This window comes from Pontibacter populi (assembly GCF_019336435.1).
GTDB lineage: Bacteria > Bacteroidota > Bacteroidia > Cytophagales > Hymenobacteraceae > Pontibacter > Pontibacter humidus.
In genome coordinates, this window is record NZ_JAHWXQ010000004.1 from 230,244 (window position 1) to 254,282 (window position 24,039).

22 protein-coding genes and 1 tRNA gene are annotated in these 24,039 nt (G+C 40.8%); 8 read left to right on the forward strand and 15 right to left on the reverse strand.

All coding sequences use genetic code 11. The features are described 5' to 3' along the window. Positions 1-219 precede the first annotated feature (219 nt). Complete coding sequence (locus tag KYK27_RS14820; RefSeq protein ID WP_199110947.1) at positions 220-765, reverse strand: REP-associated tyrosine transposase; 546 nt, start codon at positions 763-765, stop codon at positions 220-222. Between the two features lie 403 nt (positions 766-1,168). Here KYK27_RS14820 and trxA point away from each other — a divergent pair, with 403 nt between their 5' ends. Continuing rightward, positions 1,169-1,531 carry a thioredoxin gene (gene trxA / locus KYK27_RS14825; protein WP_350410446.1) on the forward strand — a complete coding sequence of 121 codons (363 nt, stop codon included), beginning with the start codon at positions 1,169-1,171 and terminating at the stop codon, positions 1,529-1,531. A 66-nt stretch (positions 1,532-1,597) separates the two neighbouring features. Here the strand turns inward: trxA and KYK27_RS14830 are convergent, their stop codons facing one another. Together KYK27_RS14830 and KYK27_RS14835 are read right to left on the reverse strand one after the other, a co-directional pair. Beyond that, a complete protein-coding gene (locus KYK27_RS14830) occupies positions 1,598-2,098 on the reverse strand; it encodes a DUF421 domain-containing protein (protein ID WP_199110949.1) in 501 nt (166 codons plus the stop codon). Between the two features lie 37 nt (positions 2,099-2,135). After that, entirely contained in the window at positions 2,136-4,061 is a 1,926-nt protein-coding gene (locus KYK27_RS14835) for a hypothetical protein (RefSeq protein WP_199110950.1), read from the reverse strand. A 165-nt stretch (positions 4,062-4,226) separates the two neighbouring features. On the opposite strand from KYK27_RS14835, the gene KYK27_RS14840 reads away from it, so the two are divergent. Beyond that, entirely contained in the window at positions 4,227-4,628 is a 402-nt protein-coding gene (locus KYK27_RS14840) for a DUF5329 family protein (RefSeq protein WP_199110952.1), read from the forward strand. 81 nt (positions 4,629-4,709) lie between these two features. Continuing rightward, entirely contained in the window at positions 4,710-5,087 is a 378-nt protein-coding gene (locus KYK27_RS14845; RefSeq protein ID WP_246594265.1) for an STAS/SEC14 domain-containing protein, read from the forward strand. Positions 5,088-5,171: 84 nt separating this feature from the next. Here KYK27_RS14845 and KYK27_RS14850 read toward each other — a convergent pair whose 3' ends face one another. Next, entirely contained in the window at positions 5,172-6,212 is a 1,041-nt protein-coding gene (locus KYK27_RS14850; RefSeq protein WP_199110956.1) for an isoaspartyl peptidase/L-asparaginase family protein, read from the reverse strand. 331 nt (positions 6,213-6,543) lie between these two features. Here KYK27_RS14850 and KYK27_RS14855 point away from each other — a divergent pair, with 331 nt between their 5' ends. Beyond that, positions 6,544-7,260, forward strand: coding sequence for a flagellar motor protein MotB (locus KYK27_RS14855; protein ID WP_199110958.1), 717 nt, complete (start codon positions 6,544-6,546; stop codon positions 7,258-7,260). 103 nt (positions 7,261-7,363) lie between these two features. Here the strand turns inward: KYK27_RS14855 and KYK27_RS14860 are convergent, their stop codons facing one another. Together KYK27_RS14860 and KYK27_RS14865 are read right to left on the reverse strand one after the other, a co-directional pair. Next, a complete protein-coding gene (locus KYK27_RS14860; protein WP_199110960.1) occupies positions 7,364-7,867 on the reverse strand; it encodes a DUF6141 family protein in 504 nt (167 codons plus the stop codon). Positions 7,868-8,292: 425 nt separating this feature from the next. Continuing rightward, entirely contained in the window at positions 8,293-9,432 is a 1,140-nt protein-coding gene (locus tag KYK27_RS14865) for a cystathionine gamma-synthase (protein ID WP_199110962.1), read from the reverse strand. A 158-nt stretch (positions 9,433-9,590) separates the two neighbouring features. On the opposite strand from KYK27_RS14865, the gene KYK27_RS14870 reads away from it, so the two are divergent. Together KYK27_RS14870 and KYK27_RS14875 are read left to right on the forward strand one after the other, a co-directional pair. Next, the gene (locus KYK27_RS14870; protein ID WP_199110964.1) at positions 9,591-10,310 is read left to right on the forward strand and encodes a TVP38/TMEM64 family protein; all 720 of its coding nucleotides are present in this window, start codon (positions 9,591-9,593) and stop codon (positions 10,308-10,310) included. A gap of 69 nt (positions 10,311-10,379) precedes the next feature. Further along, positions 10,380-10,453, forward strand: a tRNA-Arg gene (locus KYK27_RS14875). 125 nt (positions 10,454-10,578) lie between these two features. Here KYK27_RS14875 and KYK27_RS14880 read toward each other — a convergent pair. Next, on the reverse strand, positions 10,579-10,836 hold the full coding sequence (locus KYK27_RS14880) for a helix-turn-helix domain-containing protein (protein ID WP_199110965.1): 258 nt from the start codon (positions 10,834-10,836) through the stop codon (positions 10,579-10,581). A 218-nt stretch (positions 10,837-11,054) separates the two neighbouring features. Next, positions 11,055-11,450 carry a hypothetical protein gene (locus KYK27_RS14885; protein WP_199110967.1) on the reverse strand — a complete coding sequence of 132 codons (396 nt, stop codon included), beginning with the start codon at positions 11,448-11,450 and terminating at the stop codon, positions 11,055-11,057. Between the two features lie 137 nt (positions 11,451-11,587). Here KYK27_RS14885 and KYK27_RS18525 point away from each other — a divergent pair, with 137 nt between their 5' ends. Next, complete coding sequence (locus tag KYK27_RS18525; RefSeq protein ID WP_317195941.1) at positions 11,588-11,788, forward strand: helix-turn-helix domain-containing protein; 201 nt, start codon at positions 11,588-11,590, stop codon at positions 11,786-11,788. A gap of 342 nt (positions 11,789-12,130) precedes the next feature. Here the strand turns inward: KYK27_RS18525 and KYK27_RS14895 are convergent, their stop codons facing one another. From KYK27_RS14895 to KYK27_RS14910, 4 genes are all read right to left on the reverse strand, one after another. Next, positions 12,131-12,730 (reverse strand): hypothetical protein, encoded by a 600-nt coding sequence (locus KYK27_RS14895; protein ID WP_199110970.1) that lies wholly within the window; start codon positions 12,728-12,730, stop codon positions 12,131-12,133. 234 nt (positions 12,731-12,964) lie between these two features. Further along, a complete protein-coding gene (locus tag KYK27_RS14900) occupies positions 12,965-13,288 on the reverse strand; it encodes a helix-turn-helix domain-containing protein (RefSeq protein WP_199110972.1) in 324 nt (107 codons plus the stop codon). Positions 13,289-13,499: 211 nt separating this feature from the next. Next, a complete protein-coding gene (locus KYK27_RS14905; RefSeq protein ID WP_199110973.1) occupies positions 13,500-14,864 on the reverse strand; it encodes a tyrosine-type recombinase/integrase in 1,365 nt (454 codons plus the stop codon). Between the two features lie 286 nt (positions 14,865-15,150). Continuing rightward, positions 15,151-17,670: an N-6 DNA methylase gene (locus KYK27_RS14910; RefSeq protein ID WP_199110974.1), complete on the reverse strand. Its 2,520-nt coding sequence runs from the start codon at positions 17,668-17,670 to the stop codon at positions 15,151-15,153. Positions 17,671-18,364: 694 nt separating this feature from the next. Between KYK27_RS14910 and KYK27_RS14915 the strand changes: the two genes are divergently transcribed. After that, positions 18,365-19,867 carry a T9SS type A sorting domain-containing protein gene (locus KYK27_RS14915; protein WP_199110975.1) on the forward strand — a complete coding sequence of 501 codons (1,503 nt, stop codon included), beginning with the start codon at positions 18,365-18,367 and terminating at the stop codon, positions 19,865-19,867. Positions 19,868-20,016: 149 nt separating this feature from the next. On the opposite strand, the gene KYK27_RS14920 is transcribed toward KYK27_RS14915, so the two are convergent. The 3 genes from KYK27_RS14920 to KYK27_RS14930 all read right to left on the reverse strand — a co-directional run bounded on the left by KYK27_RS14920 (position 20,017) and on the right by KYK27_RS14930 (position 24,023). Continuing rightward, positions 20,017-21,279, reverse strand: coding sequence for a Y-family DNA polymerase (locus KYK27_RS14920; protein ID WP_199110976.1), 1,263 nt, complete (start codon positions 21,277-21,279; stop codon positions 20,017-20,019). A gap of 3 nt (positions 21,280-21,282) precedes the next feature. Beyond that, the gene (locus KYK27_RS14925) at positions 21,283-21,738 is read right to left on the reverse strand and encodes a LexA family protein (RefSeq protein ID WP_199110977.1); all 456 of its coding nucleotides are present in this window, start codon (positions 21,736-21,738) and stop codon (positions 21,283-21,285) included. A gap of 899 nt (positions 21,739-22,637) precedes the next feature. Further along, positions 22,638-24,023: an NADH-quinone oxidoreductase subunit N gene (locus KYK27_RS14930; RefSeq protein ID WP_199110979.1), complete on the reverse strand. Its 1,386-nt coding sequence runs from the start codon at positions 24,021-24,023 to the stop codon at positions 22,638-22,640. Positions 24,024-24,039 lie beyond the last annotated feature (16 nt).

Here is a 24,039-nt window from a genome sequence, read left to right on the forward strand (position 1 = left end):
ACAGCAAGTCTTTTCCGGAAACTATACTGGCTATAGTTGGCTTCACAACTCATGCTCTTTCAGACTTCCTAGTCTGAAAGTACTCTGATGGGGATTTCCCAATCCCCGTACCTACAAACGCGGATTAGGAAATCCGCTTCAGCTTTAGTTTCGGATTAAGAAATCCGAAACAGCATTGGAAAAGTATAGAAATGCAGATATGAAGGGAGAAAGTTTGTGTTAGCTGATGAGTGTAACTGATAATAACCCCGCCTCTCCGGCATAGTTGGCAGCTGAACTATAACGATAATATTCCGGCTCATTTACCCATTCTGCCCGAACCGGGTTTTGATGAATGTATTCCAGCTTTTGATCAATAAACGTGTTACTGAACATTTCTTTCGCTTCGTTGCCATCCTGCCATAGTTTATAGTGTTTTACTTTAGAGTTTTGGTCAGCATTGAACTTAAAGCGATGCAACAGCCATTGCCTGCGGCTTTCGGGTTCATCCTGTATAGTGGCTACTATTTTGCGACTGGTAAATTGCTTAAAGTCACGGATAATGTCCGATAGGGTTTTGCCTTCTTCTGCTGCAGCAATCAGGTGTAAGTGATTACTCATCAGAACCCATGCGTATAGTTCTAAGCCTTTCTTGTCCTGACAATACTTAAGAGCCTCAACTATAATATGTTTGTAAACTGGCCGAGTAAAAATATCTACCCAATCAACTACCGTCATGGTTAGAGAGTATACCCCGTTTGGTACTATCTTATTCTTAAGCCCCATAAAGCAACTATACCTTATAGTTTAATATGCTGTTTCAGGTTTTGCAGCTGTTTTATAGCTGTTTCGGATTTCTTAATCCGAAATTATCCCTGAAGCGGATTTCCTAATCCGCGTTTGTAGGTACGGGGATTAGGAAATCCCCATCAGTGTGCTTTCGGACTAAGAAGTCCAAAAGAGCCTTTTACACATATCTGCTAACTCCTTCATCCACCAGATTATTTTTAAACTACCCTATATTTACAAGCACACAAAACAATTATATTACTTACCTGTTATGCTTTACAACTATACTTTTACCCGTTTTAGACGTAAGTAAAAAGCTATGGCCTGAAAACAACGTCACCTTGTCAGGTGGGTATAGTTTGGGCTTATATTTGCCGAAGCTATATTTGTTACTATATTTATAACACAGAATTTAACCAACAAAAACGCTAAAGTTATGGCTAACAAAGCAATAGAAATTACAGACGCTAACTTTAATGAGATAATCAATTCAGATAAGCCGGTGCTGGTAGACTTTTGGGCAGAGTGGTGCGGCCCATGCCGTATGGTAGGCCCGATCGTGGAAGAACTGGCTGGCGACTACGAAGGGAAAGCCGTTATCGGTAAAGTAGACGTAGATGCAAATCCGCAGACTTCTGCTAAATTCGGTATCCGCAGCATTCCTACATTGCTGGTTTTCAAGAACGGTGAAGTAGTAGATAAGCAGGTTGGCGCGGTGCCTAAAAACGTACTGGCTCAGAAGCTGGATGCGCAAATGGCATAAGCTACACAAGCTTTAAAAATTCAAGGTCCCCTTTTGCAACTATAGCAGAAGGGGACTTTTTTGTAATTACCCTTTTTTAATAATAATGCTGATCTCGCCGTTGCGCTCCAGGTAAGCCGTTTCAATGGTTGAGATGTCGGGGTGTTTACTATGCGTACGCAATGCTTCCATCAGATCGTTTTCGGTCATACTGTATTTTTGGAGGGCATCATGCTGTAGTTCCCCGTTTTTTACCAGCTGTACGGGCCTGCCCTTCAGAAAATCACCAAACCTGCCCGACGTATGATAGGCTATCGTGGCCAGGCCACGATGCAGGAGTACCAGCACCAACGCAGAAGCCAGCGTCGGCCAGAAAGGCGAATTACCGGTTATGGCCCGGCTCAGGATAGATCCGAAAACAACGCCAAGGATAATATCAAAAGCAGTGTTTTTGCCGAATACCCGTTGGTTACCTACCCTAACTATAAGCAAGGCCGCAAAGAAAACCCCGATAGCCCGCAGCGACATTTGCCACCATGTCAGGGTATCCTCCCCTATCCCGAATAAATAATTAAAATCAAGCTCCATGTGCTCTTGCCAACGCAGCGCACAACTATAAAGTTATTTAAGCCGGGCACTCACAAAGTTTACTATCTATACTGCAAAGAATGGTATAGTTCTGTTTTGCTTCCTGCAGCAGGCGCTGCAGCTGTTTTGTATAGTCCTGCACTTTCTGTAGCTGCGAGATCTCCGGTTGTTGTTTGGCTAAGGCATCCAGGGTCTTTATGGAGGCCGAAAAAGCATCGCTTTTCTCTTTGATGCGGGCGTAGTAACTATCCATGCCATTATCGGTGGTAGCTACGGCGGTAGCCTGCAGGTTATTCTCAAAACATAGTTGCTGACGCAGATAAGTAAATACCTGTTGCTCGGCTTCGTTGCGCAGTTTTGTCATGTCGTGCACGGCTTCGCGCAGTTTGTAGCTTTCGTAACGCTTGTTGTAAGCCGTAACGGCATCACGTACTTTATCGCGGCAGCTCAGGCAGTTGCTGGCATTTACTTTATCCTGCAGCGCATTGCGTACAGCTATAGTTTCATCCGATGCCGGGGTATCATCCAGCTTTTTAACATCTTTTTCAAATACCGATGCATACTGCAATTCTTCCAGTTTTGCTTTTAACCGAACGATGGCTTCCCCTTCCACAGAGGCCGACAGCAGATCTGGGCGCGGCAACTCTACGGCGTATAGTTTAGCCAGCGCTTTCTCGCGTTTTTCGGGCGTGTTATAGTTGGCCGGGTCGTTTTCGAGCTCGCGCAACGTGTTTACCAACAGTTTCCCGCTTTTCAGGTTATGATCGGCCTCTAAGTACAGATCGGCATTGGTAAGTATAGATTGATACTCGTTCTTAAAGATATTCTTATAGGTGCTGTTTGTTTTGAATTCCGCTTCACGGGCATCCATGGTTGCTTTCAGGCGCTTGTATTCCTGGATGATGGCAAACAGGTTGCGGGCATTTATTTCAGGGCTGTTATTGCGGTAGTTTAACCGGTAAATGTTAAGCTGCTGCTTCATTTCGGCAAACACACGCAAAAATTCCACAAACAATTTCTCCTGCCTGAAGGTCTCGTCGTTTACCAGTTGCTGCTCGTAGGCGTTCTGTATTTTCTGTTTGCGCTTTTCTATCAGGTCCAGGGTTACTTCGTCGCCGGTCAGCACATCCATTTTGTACAACGATTTATAGTTGGCGATCACCATGTAAGGGTAATCCTTATAATTGGTCATCTCTTCCAGCATGCGGCGCTCCAGCTTGTTCGGGTTTTTAGCCAGGTAGTCGGCCAGGCGGGCCGATTTTATAGTTACCGTTTTTACTTCGCCGGGCACAAATACATACACTTTAACCGAGTGCAGGCGCGTATCGAAGTCCTGGCCCTCGTACAATCTTATAGTGGAACTGAAACGGTATTCGCGCTTGCTGGTGCGGGTACTGAGCAAATTACCAAACTCCCCTACCAGCGACAATACAGCCCCGGTTGGTGTAGTCAGCTTAGACAGGTTGACAAGTTGTTTTGCCACCATCCCAAAAACCTCATCGCCGCCGTCGTTTGTTATGGCCTTGGCATTTATGGTAGCATCTATGTTATTCTGGGTCGATGAAAGTGGCATCTTATCAATGATCCGAACCACTTCCAGGTTATCGCTTACCTGTGTTTTATAGTTATCCTTTTCCTGGTCTACATAAAAGTTATAAAGCGGATACACGATCTCATCGTTTCCGAAGAGCTTCATGTTTTTGAGCTGCGCTGTAATCAGCAGGTATTCCAGTTTATTGCGGTAGCGTTTTTTGGGTCTTTTAACGCCGCTTTCCAACTCGTTAAGTACACGTGTAAACTTGCTGCCGTTAAAAAGGTAGATGTCGGTGCTCAGGTATTGCCACTCATCCGAGAACTCAAACTGGTCGGTGTAACTATAGCCAAGACGGGTTTCGATGTTCTTCTGTGCGAGAACCTGTTGGCTTATAAGCAGGAAAAATAAAAAAAGTATAAAATTTCTCATGTATCAGTACTTGTCGGTAAGCAGGGTCTTGCGTATACACCCCTATAAGCACATGGCATAAAACTTAGTCAGCATAACGCTGGCGCCTGTACTATAGTGCTTTAAAATTGCGAATAATTTCTTAAGCATCACAGACCAAACCTGTAAAACAAACTATAAAATAGTATGAAAACGATAACATCAATTGCCTTATTTATACTTTGCCTTGTTGCAGTACAACCAACTATGGCACAGCAAAGCAATACACCTGGTATTACCACTTCTTCTTCGGTGTCTGGCACGTTGTCTGAATCTCAAAAAATAGACCAGTTGATTGAAAGTATCCGGGGCATGAAGGGCGCTACTTTTATCCGGAACGGTACCGAACACAGTTGCCAGGAAGCAGCCGAGCACCTGAAAGCAAAATTGGAAAAACATGGAGACAAAATAAAATCGGCAGAAGACTTTATAGAGTATCTGGCTACTAAATCGTCGATGAGCGGCGAAGTTTACAAGATCCGCTTTGCTGATGGCCGCGAAGAACCCACTGGCGAAGTGTTGCTTAAAACACTCGGGCAATTAAAATAAAGCACGTGCGTTAAAACTGTATTACATATGATCAATATTTCATAAACGTGTACCCTGCCGGTTGCGTTAATAGCTTAAAGAATGTCAACATCCATGTTAGAATTGTTAGAAGAATCAAAAGGTGATCTGGTAGCTTTCCGGATATCGGGCCATGTAGACAAAAACGATTACGATATAATGCTGCCTATACTGCAGGAAAAAATAAAGCAGTATGGCAAAATAAATGTGTATGCTGAGATGCAGGAAGTGGAAGATTTTACCCTGAAAGCCCTGTGGGAAGACCTTAAATTTGACTTCAGACACGCTGCAGACTTTAGCAAGGCCGCCCTTGTTGGCGAACAGAAATGGCTCGACTGGCTTATTGTAGCAGCATCGCCTTTCACATCTGCTACCGTAAAACACTTTACCTTAGAGCAACGCCAGCAAGCCCTGGACTGGATACAAACTCCTGAAGAATAAAAGTTGAATTATACCTAAAAGTTGCGGGCTATACTTAGTACAAGTATAGCCCGCTCTTTTTATATCAACTATAGTGTATAGTTACTACTCTTTATAAATGGCCACTTCAGCTTTTCCCTTTTTAATATAGCCACGGTACATACCTGCAGAGTTAAAAGGCATGGCAACATTTCCATCTCTATCAACGGCTATTACACCACCTTCGCCGCCACGTTTCACCAGTTTCTTCATTACTACCTCGTCGGCTGCTTTCTTTAAACTATAGCCTTTATATTCCATTAAAGCGGCAATGTCGTGGGCTACCACCGAGCGTATAAAATACTCGCCATGGCCTGTTGCCGAAACGGCACATGTATTATTATCGGCATAAGTACCGGCACCAATAATCGGCACATCGCCTACGCGGCCGTAGCGCTTGTTGGTCATGCCGCCGGTTGAGGTTGCTGCCGCCAGGTTGCCATAAGCATCCAGGGCTACGGCGCCAACGGTTCCGAACTTCTCACCTTCCACAAAAATATTCTCGGTGCTGCTGGTGCCGCTGCTATCGTGGTCTAGTTTTGTTTTCTCGCCTTCTTTTTCTTTCAGCTTCTGTAGTTGCTGGTAACGGGTTTCGGTACGGAAGTAAGAAGGGTCAACAATCTCCAGCCCTTTTTCTTTGGCAAACTTCTCAGCGCCCTGTCCTATCAGCATTACATGTTCTGATTGCTCCATTACGGCACGGGCAGCAGTAATTGGGTTGCGCACAGTTGTAAGGCTGGCTACAGCTCCTGCTTTGCCTGTTTTGCCGTCCATAATAGCCGCATCCAGTTCGTTTTTGCCTTCGTTGGTAAACACGGCACCTTTGCCGGCATTAAATAACGGCGAGTCTTCCATTACGCGTACGGTGGCTTCTACTGCATCGAGGCTTGAGCCGCCTTTCTCCAATATAGCGTAGCCGGTTTTCAGAGCCTGGTTAAGCACTTCTTTGTAGGCTTTCTCTTTTTCAGGTGTCATGTTGGCTTTGGTTATAGTTCCGGCGCCGCCATGTATTACCAGGGTAATCTTAGAATAATCGGGCTTGGATTGCGCCATGCTAACTATAGCCATTAGCAGAAAGAGGCACAGAAAGTATAGTTGTTTTTTCATGATGTAGTTAGGTGAAAGTACAGATGTTAAAGTTATCCTTTTTTACGGGAATCGGAAACGAAGGCGGTAGCAACCAATTGAATTGGTACAAAAATTTTCAGGTATCCCATCAACCTATAAGCCAAATAAGTAGAGCCCTTTGCTCCTCATTCCCAGTATTTTATATAAAATATTCAATTCTCACAATATTGCACTATACTTCGTCGTTTGAGGAACAATAAATATAGTGTTTATCTAATTTAGCTTGGCTTTAGCACTTGTTTTTTACATCTTTGCAGTCGTAAATGTATTACCAGATTACTATTTATAAACTAACAACAAATTAAAACACATGAAATTTAACTTTGTAAAAGCGTCTTTCTCTGTATTGCTTTGCACTACAATGCTGGCATCTTGCGTATCTTCTAAAAAATACGAAGACCTGAAAGCAAGCAAAGAAGCTCTGGAAGCTGAACAAGCTGCTTCTAAGCAAAAAGTTGATGAGTTATCTGCATCTTTAAAAGAGCGTGAGCAATCTCTTGCTGAGATGGAGCGCAAAATGAACGAGCAGCAGAAAGCACTGGATAACCTGAGAAACGAAGTAAATACTGCATTACAAGGCTTTAACCAGGGCGACCTGAGCGTAGAAGTTAGAGATGGCAAAGTTTACGTTTCTATGTCTGATAAGCTGTTGTTTAACACAGGTAGCACTAAAGTAAACCCAGGTGGCCAGAAAGCTCTTGATCAACTGGTAAGTGTACTGAAGAAAAACAATGAAGTTGGTGTGATGGTAGAAGGCCACACAGATGACGTGGAAGTATTGCCAGGTACTAAGAAAATTGCTGACAACTGGGATCTGAGCGTACTGCGTGCAACTGAGATCACTCGTATCCTGACTCAGAAAGGTCTTTCTCCGGACAGAGTAACACCTGCAGGTCGTGCTTACTACCAGCCAGCTGACACAGGACGTACTGCTGCTGCAAAAGCTAAAAACCGTCGTACTGAGATCGTTCTGATCCCGGACATGACTGAAGTATACAAAGTATTAGGCGTTCAGGCTCAGAAGTAGTCTAAGCGAACTATAGTTACAAAGGCCGCCAGCTTTATAGTTGGCGGCCTTTTTGTTTGAACCGGGATTGATAGGATTGATGTGATTTTGTGCAAATCAACAATCAAACCTTCTGCTGTTTGGCTATAGTTATGGCATCAAATAACTCATCGGGTTTCTGGGAGCCAATAAGTAAAGACTTACGGTTATAGAAGTATAGTTTCACACCTTTGTTACCATACACGTTGTAAGCCTTGCCTTTTAAACCCCATCTAATGCCCCATCCACCATATTCCATGATCGGGTTATAAGTTACTTTCTCATAATCGCGTAGTTCGTGCAAAGCTATAGTTACCGGTTTTAAGTGGAATGGCCAGAAACGCACCCGCAGCTCACCGGGAACCACCTCTGTAGTAAGCGACATTTTGTAGAAAAAGTAAGGCAGCCCTACTCCTACCAAACCTGTTATTATAGCTAACTGCACATCAGATGCTGGCCTGTTGCCAAATGCACCACCCAACAGAACCTGGTACACAAAGCCCAGCCAGAACAAAGCAGCTATACCCAATATAAGCACCCAAAGCCATACCTGCCTGAACCGCTGTCGCTCCCTGAAAAGAACCTTCATAGTTTTAGAGTTTAGGAGTTAGAGAGTTAGAGAAAGATAAGCAATTCAGGGTTATAGTTCCAGTAGCTATAGTTACTTCCAGACCTAGTTTTTTCGGGAATGGTATCCGTTCCTGCCAGCGGCTGAAGAACCATGCAACAAAAACAATAAAACTAATTCATGGCGCGAGCGTCCTCGCTCGTGACGTGCTATAGCGGGGCCTCTGGCCCCTTTTTCATTGTTTATATTTTATTAAACCGTTCAATTATGTAATAATGGGCGGGACGCCCAACTATAGTTCGACACGAGCGAAGACGCTCGCGCCATGAGAACTATAATCCTGTTAATCCAAAAATCCTGCAAATCCTGATTCAGACAAACAAGAAGAGCCGCCAACTATAACGCTGACGGCTCTTTTAACTTTTATATAAAGTTAGACTATAAACTTACCCAATTGCCTGCTCTAAATCTGCGATCAGGTCTTCTGCATCTTCAACGCCTACACTCAGTCTGATCAGCGAGTCGCTCAGGCCAGCTTTCATACGCTCTTCGCGTGGTATGCTGGCGTGCGTCATAGTTGCCGGGTGTCCGCAAAGCGACTCTACACCGCCTAATGACTCTGCCAACGCAAAGAATTTCAGTTTCTCCAACACACGGGTAGCATCTTCTACTTTATCACCTTTCAGCACGAACGAGATCATACCACCAAAATCATTCATCTGCTCTTTAGCAACGCTGTGGTTGTTGTGATCTTCAAAGCCCGGCCAGAATACCTTCTCTACCTTGGCATGGTTACGCAGGTACTCGGCAATCTTACGACCGTTCTGGCAATGGCGCTCCATGCGCAGGTGCAGTGTTTTTAAGCCACGCAGCAGCAGGAAGCAGTCCTGCGGGCCCGGTGTACCGCCGCATGCATTCTGGATAAAGGCCAAACGCTCGTGCAGGTCATCGTTGTTAACTATAAGCGCACCCATTACCACATCCGAGTGACCGCCCATATACTTTGTAAGCGAGTGCATCACAATGTCAGCACCCAGATCCAGTGGCGTTTGCAGGTATGGAGTGGCAAACGTATTATCAGCTACCAGTAGCAGGTTATGCTTTTTAGCGATGGCAGCGCAGCCTTTAATATCAATGATGTTAAGCAAGGGGTTGGTTGGTGTTTCTACCCAGATCATTTTGGTATTCTCGTTTACCAGCGCTTCTACCTTACTCAGGTCAGCCATGTTGGTAAAATGGAATTTGATACCATAGTTCTGAAAGATCTTGGTAAAAATGCGATAGCTACCACCGTACAGGTCGTTCGTCGAGATCACTTCATCGCCGGGAGCCAACATTTTAATAACCGCATCTATAGCGGCCATACCTGAGGCAAAACACAAGCCATGCTTACCGTTCTCCAGGGCTGCCAGTGCATTCTGTAGTTGCGTGCGCGTTGGGTTGTGCGTACGCGAATACTCGTAGCCTTTGTGGTCGCCTGGTGACTTTTGCACGTAGGTTGACGTTTGGTAAATTGGCGTCATGATGGCGCCTGTGGTTGGGTCTGGTTCTACACCAGCATGTATAGCTTTTGTTCCGAATTTCATATCTATAGTTTAATTATAAACGATACTCCGCAAGTTAATAAAAATAAGAAACAGCGCCCGGCTATAGTTGTTTAGCTATAGTTATACTTTGTTGTCAGCTAAAATCTTTTCTCCTTTGTCATTCGTCTAATGCTAACATTACCAAACCCCGTAAGCTGATGAAGCTGATACCACTGCTTAAAAACCTTGTCCGCGAAAATGCATCTACGTTTGTATCGATGCTGTTGTTGGTGGTGGTGCCGGTTACGGTAAGCTCTACGCTGGCTGTTTATTTGTACCAATACCAGGATATTTTCCGGGACCTTACCATCTGGCAGCTGCTTTTATACTTTGTGGTGATATCGATTACGATGGCGCTGGCCCTTACCCCTACTACTTTTGTGGCGCTGGTAAGCGGTTTTTACTTGGGATGGCAGGCTTTTCCGGGTGTAGTAGTGGCGTATGGCGTAGCGGCGCTGGTAGGCTATAGTTTGGCCAAGCTAATTGACCATGGCAAGATGATGAGTTTCCTGAACCGTTTCGAGAATGCCCGTAACCTAATGCAGGAACTGCGCGCCGAAAGCTGGCCCCTCATCTTTTTAACCCGCATTTCGCCGGTGCTGCCTTTTGCGCTGATGAACTTTGTGCTGTCGTTGTTGCAAGTAAACCGAAAAAAGTTTTTCCTGGCAAGTATAGTTGGCATGCTTCCGCGCACTGTTTTCTTTTACTGGATAGGCACACAGGCAAAAGATATTATTTCTTTGTTGCAAGACCCGGACAGTGGCACCACCGGCAAACTGCTTATGATTGCGCTGATTATCATTTCGATAGGTGGTTTATACTTCGTTTTTGACCGCGCCCTGAAGAAAGCGCTGAAGAACGCGAGCGCTAAAAATTAAAAAAATGTGTGTTTAGGGGTTGCGTTGTAAGAAAAATTGGCGTTACTTTGCATCACCATTACGGAAAATGGTCACGTAGCTCAACTGGATAGAGCATCTGACTACGAATCAGAAGGTTAGGGGTTCGACTCCCTTCGCGACCACACTTATTTAAAGAAAAGGCTTGTAAATCAGACGATTACAAGCCTTTTTTCATTTCTGCGGTACACTATACGGTACACTTTGTAAAGATTTACATAAATTTCGCTTTAAAGCAATCGTATTACATTTAAGAATCAAGTCCACTTGAATTCTCTTTTCTTAGTTTTACTCTTCTAAATAATTCAAAAGTATCATATCCTAGTACTGCCAAAATAAAAGTCATTTCTCTCGGTTCTAACATTATTGTTTGATTTTCAATATCTTGAATATAGCTTAAAGAAGATTGAATCTTTAAAGCTAAATCGTTTTGCGAAAGTCCTTTTTCCTTTCTTAGCTTTATAAGCTCATCTATCATTAAATCGTAGTAATCATATCCGTTTCCCATAAACAAATATGATGAATGCCTCTGATTAACGCAAAAGAGGATACCACAATTTAGATGCAGCACCCTCTTAATCTTAATATCCAGCATTCTTTGTTGATGAAGCTGACGAATGATTAAAAATTGATCAGTATGGGAGCATAAAGTGTGTTGATGTTATCTCCCGCTATTGTAGAACTTATCTCCCGCTATGTTTCTCCTACTAAATTTTTAATAACTAATTATTCCCTGATATATGAATCAATTGTATGAAAAGCTAAAAGGATATTTTCTCCTATCCTATAACTAATCATTGGATATTCATTTTCTGAATAGCTCCCTAAAACTTCAATTATTACCAGAGTTTTCTTACCATCCTTCCCACTATGCGCAGTCCAGTATGTTATCATATTTTCTTCCTTAATGCTTTCACTCTTAAGAATTTTTAAATCATATTTTCTCCCAGCCCATTGTAATGATATTGTGCTTTGTGTAAAGCTGAATACAGCTTTCTCTTCGAATTTTTCTTTTCTAAGTAAATCGAGATTGTAATCAGAGACATAGTAGATAGTTTTTTGCGCATTTGCTGAACCAATCAAAATGAAAGTTAACAGCAGAATCAAGTAAAACTTTTTCATTTTCGTTTATATTGTTTGTTTACACTATAAATATACAAACTACTATATCTATAACACATATATGTGTTAATAAAACTTCTTTAATCTCACCTTCTTGCTTTGTGACCAAAGTGAGAAACGAGCATATTATAAAAGCTGTGGGTGAGAACATCCGCTTATTAAGACTTTCTAAGGGCCTTTCTCAAGAAGAAATCGCATATGCAGCAGACATTCCAATAAATCAGATAGGAAGGATTGAAAGGGGTGAGATCAATGCTACAGTAAGTACTTTGTATGTTATTTCTAAAGCTCTTGACGTCCCTTTAACTTCGCTTGTATCAGTTGAAGAGCAATCTTAACTTGCATTAATACTTTTAAGCGTTTTTAAGCGTTTTAAGCATCTCGATAAGTATAATTAACATTGTTTGCTTTTATCTTAATTTATGACCGCTAAAAATGCGTTATTAAGTAGTATTTGCTTCTCTATTATACTTCTCAATGTTATTTGCTATAATATTAATCTATCTAATAGCTTTAACATCTTTTATCTACCCATTATAACCTAATAACACCTTCTATTACCTATCTAATCCTTTGTTAATTCTTCTCTCTTACTTATTAAACTTTTGCCCATCTCTTCAAACCTTTACACTTCCTTTATTTCAAAGCTTTTCAACCCATTCTAACAAACATTTCTACCCTTAACATACATTTCGCAATAAATTGTCGGGTAATGTATACCTTAAATTTGAGTCAAGTGATGACCTCAGCTCTTCATATACTCCTATGCTTTCTGCCTTTATTTTGCACTTTGGTATAGCAGATTGTACTAAGTCGTTTAAGTAATAAACACTATTCACATAGAAGCTTTCTTTTGTAAGTTCTGAAACTAAAGCTTCGTGCTTTAAATGCCTTTTAAACAAATAATTTGCACTTTGCCCTAATTCAGCTTTACTAAACAACCTTGCTTCTATTCTTAACAAATCTTCTTTATCATAAAGAGATAATACCCTTGCAGAATCTTTCAATTCTGCAGCTGTATGGTAATAAATACCTTTCTTCTTCAAGTTACATCCTTTGAAGTATGGAGGATTCTTTAAATGCTTAACATAAGCGCTTGCTCTGATAGAACTTTTAATATTTGTTGTTATATCAAGCCTGGAATTATGAAACTTCGAAAAATCTATACCTAGTATTTCCGCCATCAGCCCGACAGCTTCTAAAGTTTCGTTTATACCTGCAAGTTCTATATTACATCCGTTAAATAAGAGCTTCGGTATACTGAATGAAACAATCGTCATACCATTGGGAAATGACAGATGTATCTCGGCACTATTGTAAGTGATTTTACCACTTTTATTACGCTTAAATTCCTGCTCAAACCTATCACTAAGAATTTGACTATAGTCTTCGTATTGATACGCCCTTAACGTATCATATCCATAAATATACATATACAGAGAGTGGCATCAGCAGCGTTTAAGCTACTGATGCTCTTTTTACAGTTCTTGAAATTGATTGATTAAATGGGTGTGTTAATACGGAAGTTCGTCCGTTCGCCCATTAAGAAATGTATCTAACTGTTCTGCTGTGTATAAGCACTTTCTACCTGACTGCATCGGCACCAGAATGCCCTGCACTTTCCAGTTATGCAAAGTAGTAAGTGATACGTTAAGCTTTTCCGCAGCTTCTTTTCTTGTGTAGAGTTTTTGCTCATTTATAGAGCTTTTAACTGCACTTAATACATACGGAAGTACTTTCTCCAACTCTACAGCAAATGTTTTACTCATAAGCTCCAAGAGCTGTTGTGAAGTAAGATGTACTAATAATGTGTTTGTGTTTAATTGTTCTGGGAACATAATAAATTGATTTTTATTTGCCCCGATCAATAAGAACCTATGTTTTAAACAGAGTTCTTACTCTTTACAGTCTTTACTATTTACAGTATAGGCTCCAACCCTTGTATGCCTATGATTTGCTGAAGCTTTATTATCAAGTTCAGCTTATGTTACGATCTCTTAATTATGGTAAGCTTTGTATGATATAACTCAGCTTTAATAATAAGCTTACCTAAGCTACTAACTTCATTATTGCAGACTTATCAGCGAGTTTTTTAAACGCTTCAGCTTTGTCTTTTGAATTTGAAAAATCTATATATCGTTGAAATGACTTATAGTCTGTATGACCTGAACATTCCATAACCAATTGTACTGGCAACCCTGCTTTAAGTGCTCTTGTTATAAATGTCCGTCTCATACAGTGAGATGTAAGCATCTGCCATTTGGGTAATACATCAATAATAACTTCTCTACCACCCTGTGTTTTCGTCTTATTTACCTTATCTGTAATCTTAGCTCTTCTAGCAATTACTTTAATAAGCTTATTAAATTCTTGTTTCGATATTTTTGTAAGCAAAGATTCGATTTGCTCGTTGTACTTTTTAATAATTGCCACTGCTTCATTACTTACAATGGGTACTGAAAGCGGCTTTGAACGATGTTTTATAGTTTTCTCGGGTAAATACTCGATGAAGTAGTTACCGTCCTTATAAGCTATATTACTATGCTTTAAAACCAGTAAATCTGATACCCTGGCACCTACCGCAATACCAAGCACAAAGATGTCTCTTACCCGTTGCAACTTTTCGTCATCACCTAGATTTACATCTAATAGTTGCTGGTACTCATCATCATTCAAAGTAATTATCTGTTCCTTCTCAGCTTTCATTACTTTAAAATTTTTGTAAGCTGTATTACTATGTAATCCTTCCTGCTCTGCCCAGCTAAGAAATGCTTTTATATTTTTAACTGTACACCCTATCGTACTATCATCAAGCCCCACAATAGTTTTACCTTTCTCTGTGTAGAAGTATTCATATGTAAAGTAGCTTACGAAATCATTATAGAACCCTTTTGTCATTGAGTCAAAAGTTAACACTACCCTTCTGACGTCCTGATATATTTCCAGATGCTTTACTGCACAGTTATACTTCGCTACCGTTGATTTACCTATTCTAGCACTCGGAGATGCTTTAAGATGTTTTGCTTCTTTATAATCTTGCTTTAAGTAATCAAAAAATGTTTTCTCCTTAATTAAGCTTTTGTTTAAGTGCTGCTTTACCTGTTCTCTGAATTGTTGAAGTGATAAATGGATACCTTTTGTTTTGTTCTGGATGTATAATCCTTCAATTTCTTCTTCTAAATAATCCAGATACTTATTGTGATGTACTTTTGAAGATTGCGATTTAAACCGTTGCTTTTGCTTTCTGTCATCCCACTCTAAGGATGTAGCATTAATTCCAGTACCATAAACAAACGTTTGCCCATCATACCGCATTCTTAATTCTACATAGGTCCTTACATTTTGCTTTGCCTTCTTTGTTTGTGTTGTGTCGCCTTTGCTCGCTTTGCCCTTTAAATAAAAGTTGATTTTCATACATTAAATTTTTTGTGATGACTCTTAAACGTTCTTTTCGGAAAAGTGGCAATAGAATTATACATCTAAGTTTTTGTGACAAAAAATTCCACTCCTTTTTCAAAAAGAGTAAAAAATGACACTCCTAAAACACTTTCCTTGATCGTAATTAACCCCGTTGATTAAGTTTGAGCAACTATCATACAAATAATTGATATCCTAAAGAGGAGTAGTGCATTGCAAACAAAAATGCCTGAGAGCAACCAAGCTCCCAGGCATTAAATCATGTAAATTTTATCCTTACTATCTAATTCAGTAATGATTTTGATTCTACTAATAATAGATCAGCTTCATTAAGTTTGGCAAGATAATTCAGTTCAATACTTCTTAAAGCTTTTGAAATCTCTTGTTGCTCCTTAATGTCTGATTTTAAGTCAACTACAATTCTATTTACTTGTTCAGGTGTAAGCTCAATCAAGCCAGTTGATCCAGTAAATAATCTAGATACTTGTATTGCTCCAAATCCATTTCTAAGATAATCTGCTAAATAATAAGGATCAATTTTAGATAGATCAGGCCTTATGATAGTTACATGTCCATCTGCAACTGCCGGGTGTTCTAAGTCATACACTGCACATTTACCTAATGTCCCATCACCTGTTGAAGCTAATACAACATCTCCTTTCCGAACAAAACTCAAATTACAAGGCTCTCCAGTAACCTTTTCTATCTCTACTCCTTTTTCTAGTAATTCATCATAAATAGCTTTTTCAATCCAATCTGCTCCTTTTGTTATAATTTTGCCGAATTTACTAATGTTACTTCCTGCTTTTATAACAAGAGCATAACCATCTACTTCGTCTACATAGTTTTCTGCAGAAGGGCTTTTCCCTCGTTGAGTAGGGATTGTATTAAGTTCAGCTACAGTTAAGTTACCAGATTCACTTAATTCTTCTATCTTTTTTCTCGTTTCGCTGTTCCAATATTTATAATCAAATCTATGAGTATAATCATTAACTAAGTCTTGCACATCTACATCAAAAGCTTTCCAATTGTAACCTTCTCTTGTAGAAGAACCTGATTGATCCAAAAGCAGTGTGCTTATCTCATTTAAAAGCCTATCTAAGTTAAATCCTCTAATTTTATCTCCAGAACCTTGATAACCCAAAGACTTGAATTCACAAACTGTAGTTTTGTATACATCTTCAAATTCTTCATCTGGCATATCCCGTTTTTCAAGATATAATAAGCTTGATTTTACATTGATCTTATTTGGCTTAAATGTTTCTCCAGGAAGACTAATTGCTGCTATTAACCTGCAATGTTTTAATATATATTTTCTTAAGCTTGCTGCTGAATCAGTATTTAATACTCCTTCATCAATTACAGTACATATCTCTCCACCAGCATTTGTTGCTTTGATCATTTTCTGGATAAATAAATGCTGACCTTTCGTAGAAGATATGTCATACTGTAACAGATCATTTGCAGTCAAAGAATCTGCCTCAGATGTACCAAAAGGGGGATTTGTAAGTATTAAATCACAGTCTGAGAATGTAGTAGACCAATTTGTTGCCTTTGAGCTTAAGCTATCCTCATGTTGAATGTTTGTATGACCATCGCCTGCTATTATCATATTCATCTTGGCAGAAGCAGCAACACCTTTATTTGCGTCTGAACCATAGAATGTCCTACGTTTGATAATTTCAACGGCATTATCATATGTACTTCTGTTAATCTTCCTTCCCTTAAGCTTATCTTGAAGCTGAATTAAAGCATCTTGAAGAAGAAAAACTAAGAACCCACCTGTACCACAAGCCGGATCAATTATTTTTAAAGGAGAGCCTGAGAGTACAGAAGTTACTATCTTTTCTCTACCAACTAAAGCGAGCATACATTGAACAAGCTCACGCGGGGTAAAATATTGCCCGAGCTTTTTACCTTTTAATGTTGCTCTAACGAAGTATTCAAAAGCTGCACCTTTAGAATCATAACTGCAATCAGTAAATGATACTGAAGCTAAACTTTTAACAATATTATAGAATGTCCTAGGATTATTAAGTTTTATACCTTCCTTCAATACATCACCATAAGAAGTTCTATCAATTATCGCATCTATCATTGATAGGATTGCTACCTTAACTTGATCAGCTTCTCTTACAGGCTTTTCTGCCAATTCATAGAAACGATAAGAATATGGTAACTCAAAATCATCTTCATTATCATTCTTTTCTTCTAACAGCTTAAGAAACAACAACTTAGAAAAATCAGCAAAAGCATTATCTTCATCTTTCTCTATTTTTCTTATCATACTATGATTCTTGTAAAACAGAGCATTAAGTTGTCTGAGAGGTAGGCCAGGGCGATAAGGAAGACTACTATCGCTAGATAAAGGTATAATTACTGCATCAGGATTTGACTTTAATGTTCTAAGAGCAATTTTAAGTTGTTCTTTTGATGGAATCTTATCTAAAGGTTTCCCATCCCAAAGTATTCTATTTTTATTTTTTGTATTAAAACACTGTATTTCAATACCATTCGTTACCACTACAAATGGAACATTTATTTCTGACGATCTTGCATATGATATTGCTTGATCTCTGTCTTTACTATTTAATTTTTTAGATATCTTTTTTGCCTCAATCAGAAAAACAGGCTTAGGCTTTCCTAAGTTTACCAATACATCTATATACCCTTTCGAGTAACGCTCAGCAGTTACAACCGCTGTTTCAAAGTCAAAATCGCTTTTAAGATCGTACCCTCTTCGTTCTAAGTAAGGCAAAATCTTCTTTATTACTGTTTCAGTTTCCGTTCTTATACTCGTCATTCCACACCTTTAAAAATTCCATTAAAATTAGCATTTCAATAAAGATTGTGAAAGACATATTTAAGAAATGTTTACGGTACATCCTGCGGTACAACTTTACTGACAGAAGTGAATCTTAAAGATTAAGCTTGATACAGCTTTGTATAATAAACGCTGTGATAACTGATAATTGAATGCTGATGATTCAATAAGATATACTATGATAAACCTGCTCCTGCTCCCTTCGCGACCACAATAAAAGGCCTGTTTACGAAAGTAGACAGGCTTTTTTGTTTTCTCGGCTTATATTATTTAAATAGTAAGAGCGAACATCACCATCCACTCCTATTTAGAATATACTACCTAATTCCTGATAAGACCAGTATATTCAAGAGTTAAAGCTTTCTCTTATCTCCACGTTGTTGTGAACTTTAAGTATCTACACTGCTAAAATTGTAGTATAGACTCAATTTCCGATAACATCTGTATTTATATTCTTTCCCAAGCTTCTCCATAGAAACCCTTGATTGGTTTCACATCTCCTTCTATTGTGCATGCTTTGGATAATATTTCGCTCTAAGTTCTGCTAATAGAGAGGGTTAAAAAGACTAAGATTTTCAATTCATATAAAATACCCTATATTCGTCATTGAAAAAGCTTGAGGTTATTACTTACTATATTTTCAGCTTTTCTTCCAATTAACTTAATGCGATCTGTGAAAACTAAACTTATACTCTTTTACTTCATCAGCCTTGCACTTTCTATTTCAATATGCAATGCTCAGTCTTTTCAACAGCTATTTGCCCCAGTCTTCACACCCGGAGGGCGCTTTGGAGAAGCTGTAGCAGCTCATTCTGATTTTATGATTGTAGGGGAAACTCAGGCTATTAACCCAGTCAATAAAAATTATAGTGCTGGTGTAGCACATGTTTACCAGAAACGCGCTTCAGGCTGGCAACTAACACAAACTATTGCAGAACCTGAAATGTCTACTTATTCTGACTTCGGATACTCAGTAGATATAAGTCAAAATTATGCTATTGTTGGTGCTCCTGGCCACTCTTCAAGTGGAGCTGCATACATATATAAAAAAGTGAATGATCGATGGGTAAAGCAACTTCGTCTGCCTGAGAAGTTCGGAGCAAAGTTTGGACATTCAGTAGCTATAGTTGAGAACTATGCTATAGTTGGAGCAATTAACAGCAGGGGTAATGGTCCCTCATGGAGCGATAGGGGGAGTGCATGGGTCTATAAAAGAGTTGGTACGGGAGATACTGAAACTTGGACTGAAGTAGCCCACCTTACTGCCAGTGATGAGTTTGACAGAGCACACTTTGGATTTAAAGTGGACATAAGTGATAGCTATGCTGTAGTTAGTGCATACACAGCCGCAGCTAATGAAAATTATAACAGGAGCGGTGTATACATTTTTGAGAGGTCTTATGAATATTGGGCGGAGACAGCTAAATTACAACCTACTGACGCACAACTAACTGACAGAGAACAATTTGGATGGGACGTCAATTTGTTCGAAAATCAACTTATTGTAGGCGCACCTCTAGATGTTATTAATGGAAAAAATAAAGGTTCGGCTTATATATTCGAAAAACAAGTAAGTGCTTGGTCTCAAACAGCTAAATTAATTGCCTCAAGCGATACCTCTGCATATTTTGGAAGGGCAGTTGAGATAAAAGATGATATTGCGGTGATTGGATTCATTGACAATTACCGTGGGGCAGCAAGCTTCTTTCTGAAAACCAAAAAGGGCTGGGTACAAGGGACCAAATTACTCAATCCGGATAAATACAATAATGGTTCCATTACTGTCAACTTCGGTACTGCAATAGCATTTTCTGAAAATGAAGTAATCATTGGTCAATTCGACTCAAGCGTGGGAGCATCTATCGCCGGGACCGTTTTGGTTTTTAACAGGTCAACCCTTACAGGGCTAAATGATATAGCACAAAGCCAGTTTAGTGTATATCCCAATCCGGCTACTGATGTAATCTCTATTCAGTTCAATGAATCACTGAACTTTAAAGATAAAGTTACTATTGAAATTACTAGCCTGTTCGGTAAGTCAGTTTTAAAGAACAATTACTCTACTAGTGAGCTGAAACAAGGTATACAATTACCTGCTAACATATCAGGAATATATATGCTAACTATTAGATCTGGAGATAAAATTGGAAAAAGGAAAATTGTAGTGAACATCTAAGGTTGGTTAACTCTACAAAAAGTTTAAAGATCATATCTAAGCCTTTTGCTTTTAGGTCATATGCTTTTATGCTCTGTAAACTCGCGCCAGCGAATAGAATTCAATGAATACATAAGATATTAGCTTGCAATTCGCGAATCACAAATCTCTTACCCCACTTTAAGCAACCCACTCAAATCCGTAGTATAGCACGCCGAGATGTGCTCTTCTTTTAGCTGCCACTTTTTGCCGGTGCCCTGCACGCCGTACTTCACGAACTTGTTGCCGTATTTTTCGCGTAGGTCGTCGAGCACGTGCATTAGTTTAGTGTCGCGTTCAGTGTTTTGGCTGCTGAGTAACGAGAGCTGTACCTGGTTAGCTGGCACGATGTCGGAAACTATAACACCTGCTTTTTTATATTGCAGGCCCGGGCGGTATAGCTGTTTCAGGGCTCTGGTGGCGTGGCGAAGCAGGTCGAGTTCGCTGCTGGTAGGGCTGTCTAGTTTTATAGTTCGGCTATAGTAGTAATGCTGCTCGGTAAAGCGGTTCGTCATCAGGAAAACGGTTATCACACCAGCACATGACTTTTGCTTGCGCAGCTTCATGGCACAACGCACGGTATGTGTGGCCAGGGCTTCTTCCAGGTCGGTTAGTTCGGTTAATGTTTCGCCGAAGCTGCGGGATGTGCAGATGTTTTGCTTGGCCGGCGGCATGTGCTCCAGTTCCATACACGATTCGCCACGCAACTCTTTTACCGTGCGCAGGCCCACTACAGTCAGGTGCTTTTTAGCGAAGCCGTCGGTTACGTTGCGCAGGTCCCATGCGGTGTGTATGCCCAGCCCAGCCAGTTTAGTGGCGTAGCGCCGGCCAATGCCCCAAACACTGCCCACATCGGTTCTTTTGAGTGCAGCTTCAATGTGGCGTTCATCCGTCAGTACTAACACCCCGTCTGCTTTAGTAGATTTTTTAGACAGTCGGTTAGCTACTTTTGCCAGCGTTTTGGTAGTTGCTACGCCCACGGCTACCGGTATGCCCGTCCACTGAAACACGGTCTCTTTTATAGTTTTCGCGTAGCTTTGAAGATCAATTTTATAAAAATCACCCAGGTCCAGGAAGCTTTCATCTATGGAGTATACCTCCAGGTTAGGCGTAAACTGCTGCAGCGTCTCCACCACCCTCCGCGACATATCACCATATAGCTCATAGTTAGAGCTGAACACGGCTACACCATCCTTCTCAAGCTGCGGCCGCGCCTGGAAGTAGGGCGTACCCATTTTTATGCCTAAAGCTTTGGCTTCGTTGCTGAGCGCTATAATGCAGCCGTCGTTGTTCGATAGCACTACCACTGGCCTACCATTAAGCGCAGGGTTAAACACACGCTCACAGCTCGCATAAAAGTTATTACAATCCACTATAGCAAACAGCGATGTCATAGCTTATTTAAACTTTTTAATCACGCCCACCACTACACCCCAGATATGGCCACCTTCGGGATTATCTATTTTTATAGTTTCATAGTTAGGGTTTTCGGGTTGCAGGTAAGTACCATCCTTCCGGAACAGGACCCGCTTAATAGTAAATTCGCCATCCACAAAAGCCAGTACAATGTTTCCGGTAATCGCTTTTACAGACCTGTCTATTACGGCAAGATCACCTGATTCAATATGCGCTCCTATCATTGAGTCGCCTTCTACGCGCGCCAAGAACGTAGCCGTAGGATTCTCTGAAATATATTTGTTAAGGTCAATTGGATCAGCAGAATAATCGGCGGCAGGGCTCGGAAAGCCGGCCCGCACAGTGGTTCCAAACAACAGTAGTTTATCATCAGCCTCTTCTGCGATACTGTACAGCCCCGGCTGCCATTGACTTATAGGTATCACTTTAGTTTCCATATGCATTTGCTTTACGAACAAAATTAGCAAAAGCTATATAAAAAGCTAAAATATTTAGCATTATTAATAAAATTGGGGTGTTTGAAGGGGGAAGGAACTTGGCTATAGTTAGTGACTATAGTTTTATAGTTTCGGTTTTAACCTACCCCTACCCCCCCCGAGAGGGGATTTCCGGCTATAGTTGTAGTCGGTGGCTATAGTTCTATAGTTGCTGTTTGTCATCCCCTCTCCCCTTTCAAAGGGGACTTACCTGCTGTTACTTTTCAAGCTGTCATTTCGACCAGTGGGAGAAATCTGAGTTTGCTATAGTTACAGCCTGTGAACAGGACAGGTTTACCTGTCCCCACGGAACTATAGCCACGATAAATATCGAAGTTTACCGGCTCAAACTATAGTTCAACATTAGCTATGCGAAAATTCACAGTCTTTGGGTTGAGCGCCTTGTAGATTTCTGGTGCCGCAGGCATTTCGAGGAACGAGAAAAGGAAATGTACACCGCGCGATACTCGAAGACGGGGTCTCTCGGCCGTGAGGGCACCAAAGCTAAATTGAAACTGTAGATTTGTAGAGTTCCCAGGATTAAAGGAAATTTGAAAAGACAGCTTGGTTCTAATTGCAACTATAGTTAGCTAAAAGCTGAGATAGATTTCTCACTTTGTTCGAAATGACAAAAGGGAACTATAACCCAGACGCTAGCAGGAGCTGCGCACGCTGCTAGGTGTTAAATCTTTTTCATCTATCAAACCAACATTAAGCTGTAGTCAAAACCTTCCAGTTCTCGAATTGACAGCTGATAAACTATAGAAAAAGGCTTACTACTCCTATGAACTAAGTATAGAGTTATCAATAAAAAAGGCTGCTCTTTGCAGAGCAGCCTTCCTATAGTTTATAGTTTCCTATTACAGCATATTACTTACTAAACCCGGTACTAAACCTAACAGAACAGTAAGTGCCGCACAGATGATGAGTACCAATGTTGCAAAACCACTTACCGGTACTTTGGTGTTTTCACCGGCAGGCTGCATGTACATGGCGATAACTACTTTAATGTAGTAGTAGATACCAATAGCTGCCAGTACAACGGCTAATACCACCAGCCACATCAGGTTACCAGTCTCAATCACTGCTGAGAATACAAACAGTTTACCGAAGAAACCAGCTGTAAGTGGGATACCACCCAGCGATAGCATCGAAACAGTCATCACGAAAGCTAGTAGCGGATTTGTTTTACCCAGTCCGTTGAAGGCTGCAAAAGAATGGTTTCCTTCACGCGCGTCTTCTACCAGCTTCAGAATGCCAAACGACATTACCGATGCCAGGGCATAAGACAGGGAATAGAAGAAGATTGCATTCTCAGACAGGTCATTGAAAGCCACCAGCGTCATCAGCAGGTAACCGGCATGCGAGATAGATGAATAAGCCAGCATACGCTTCACGCTTGGCTGAATTACTGCGCCAATGTTACCAACTACCAGCGTCAGTACTGTGATAGCAATAATAGTCGGGAACCAGGCTGTGAAAGAGCCTTCGAAAGCTGCATTCATTAATTTATAGAAAGCCGCCACACCTGCAGTTTTAACTACAGTAGCCATAAACGTAGTAAAGAACGTTGGCGTACCTTCATACACGTCCGGCGTCCAGAAATGGAACGGAGCAGCAGCTATCTTAAAGGAGATACCAATCACTAGTAGCAGCAGACCCATCGTGAACATGGTATTGGTTGTACCATCTGCCATCACATTGGCCGCGCCTATCTCTGTAATGTCAAAAGTACCAGTTGCACCGTAGATCAGAACTATACCAAACAGCAGCACACCTGTAAAGAACGAACCCATCAGGAAGTACTTCAGGGCAGCTTCGTTTGAACGAAGACTGCGTTTGTTGCTACCTGCCAGCACATACATGGCAATCGACAGGATTTCGATACCGATGAACAGCATGATCAGGTTCTCATAGGCTACCATCATTATGGCACCAACCAGCGAGAACAGCAGCAGAGAGTAGTATTCAGCCAGGTTCTCATCTTCCGCATCGATATAACTTTGCGAGAACGGAAGAATAAGCAGCGTCGTCAGTACCATAATGCCCGTAAAAGCCACCGCATAGTTATCGATGGTGAGCATGTTGTTGAAGTAGGTCTGGGTGTTGTTCCAGGCAAGCAGGTTCACACCAAACACCACTATTAAAAACAGCAGGGCCAACGGTAATAATATTTTCTTAGACTTCAGGAAACCTACAAAAAGGTTAACGATGCCAAAAACTGAAAGAAGTATGATCGAGGTCATGTCGTCGTATTTCCTG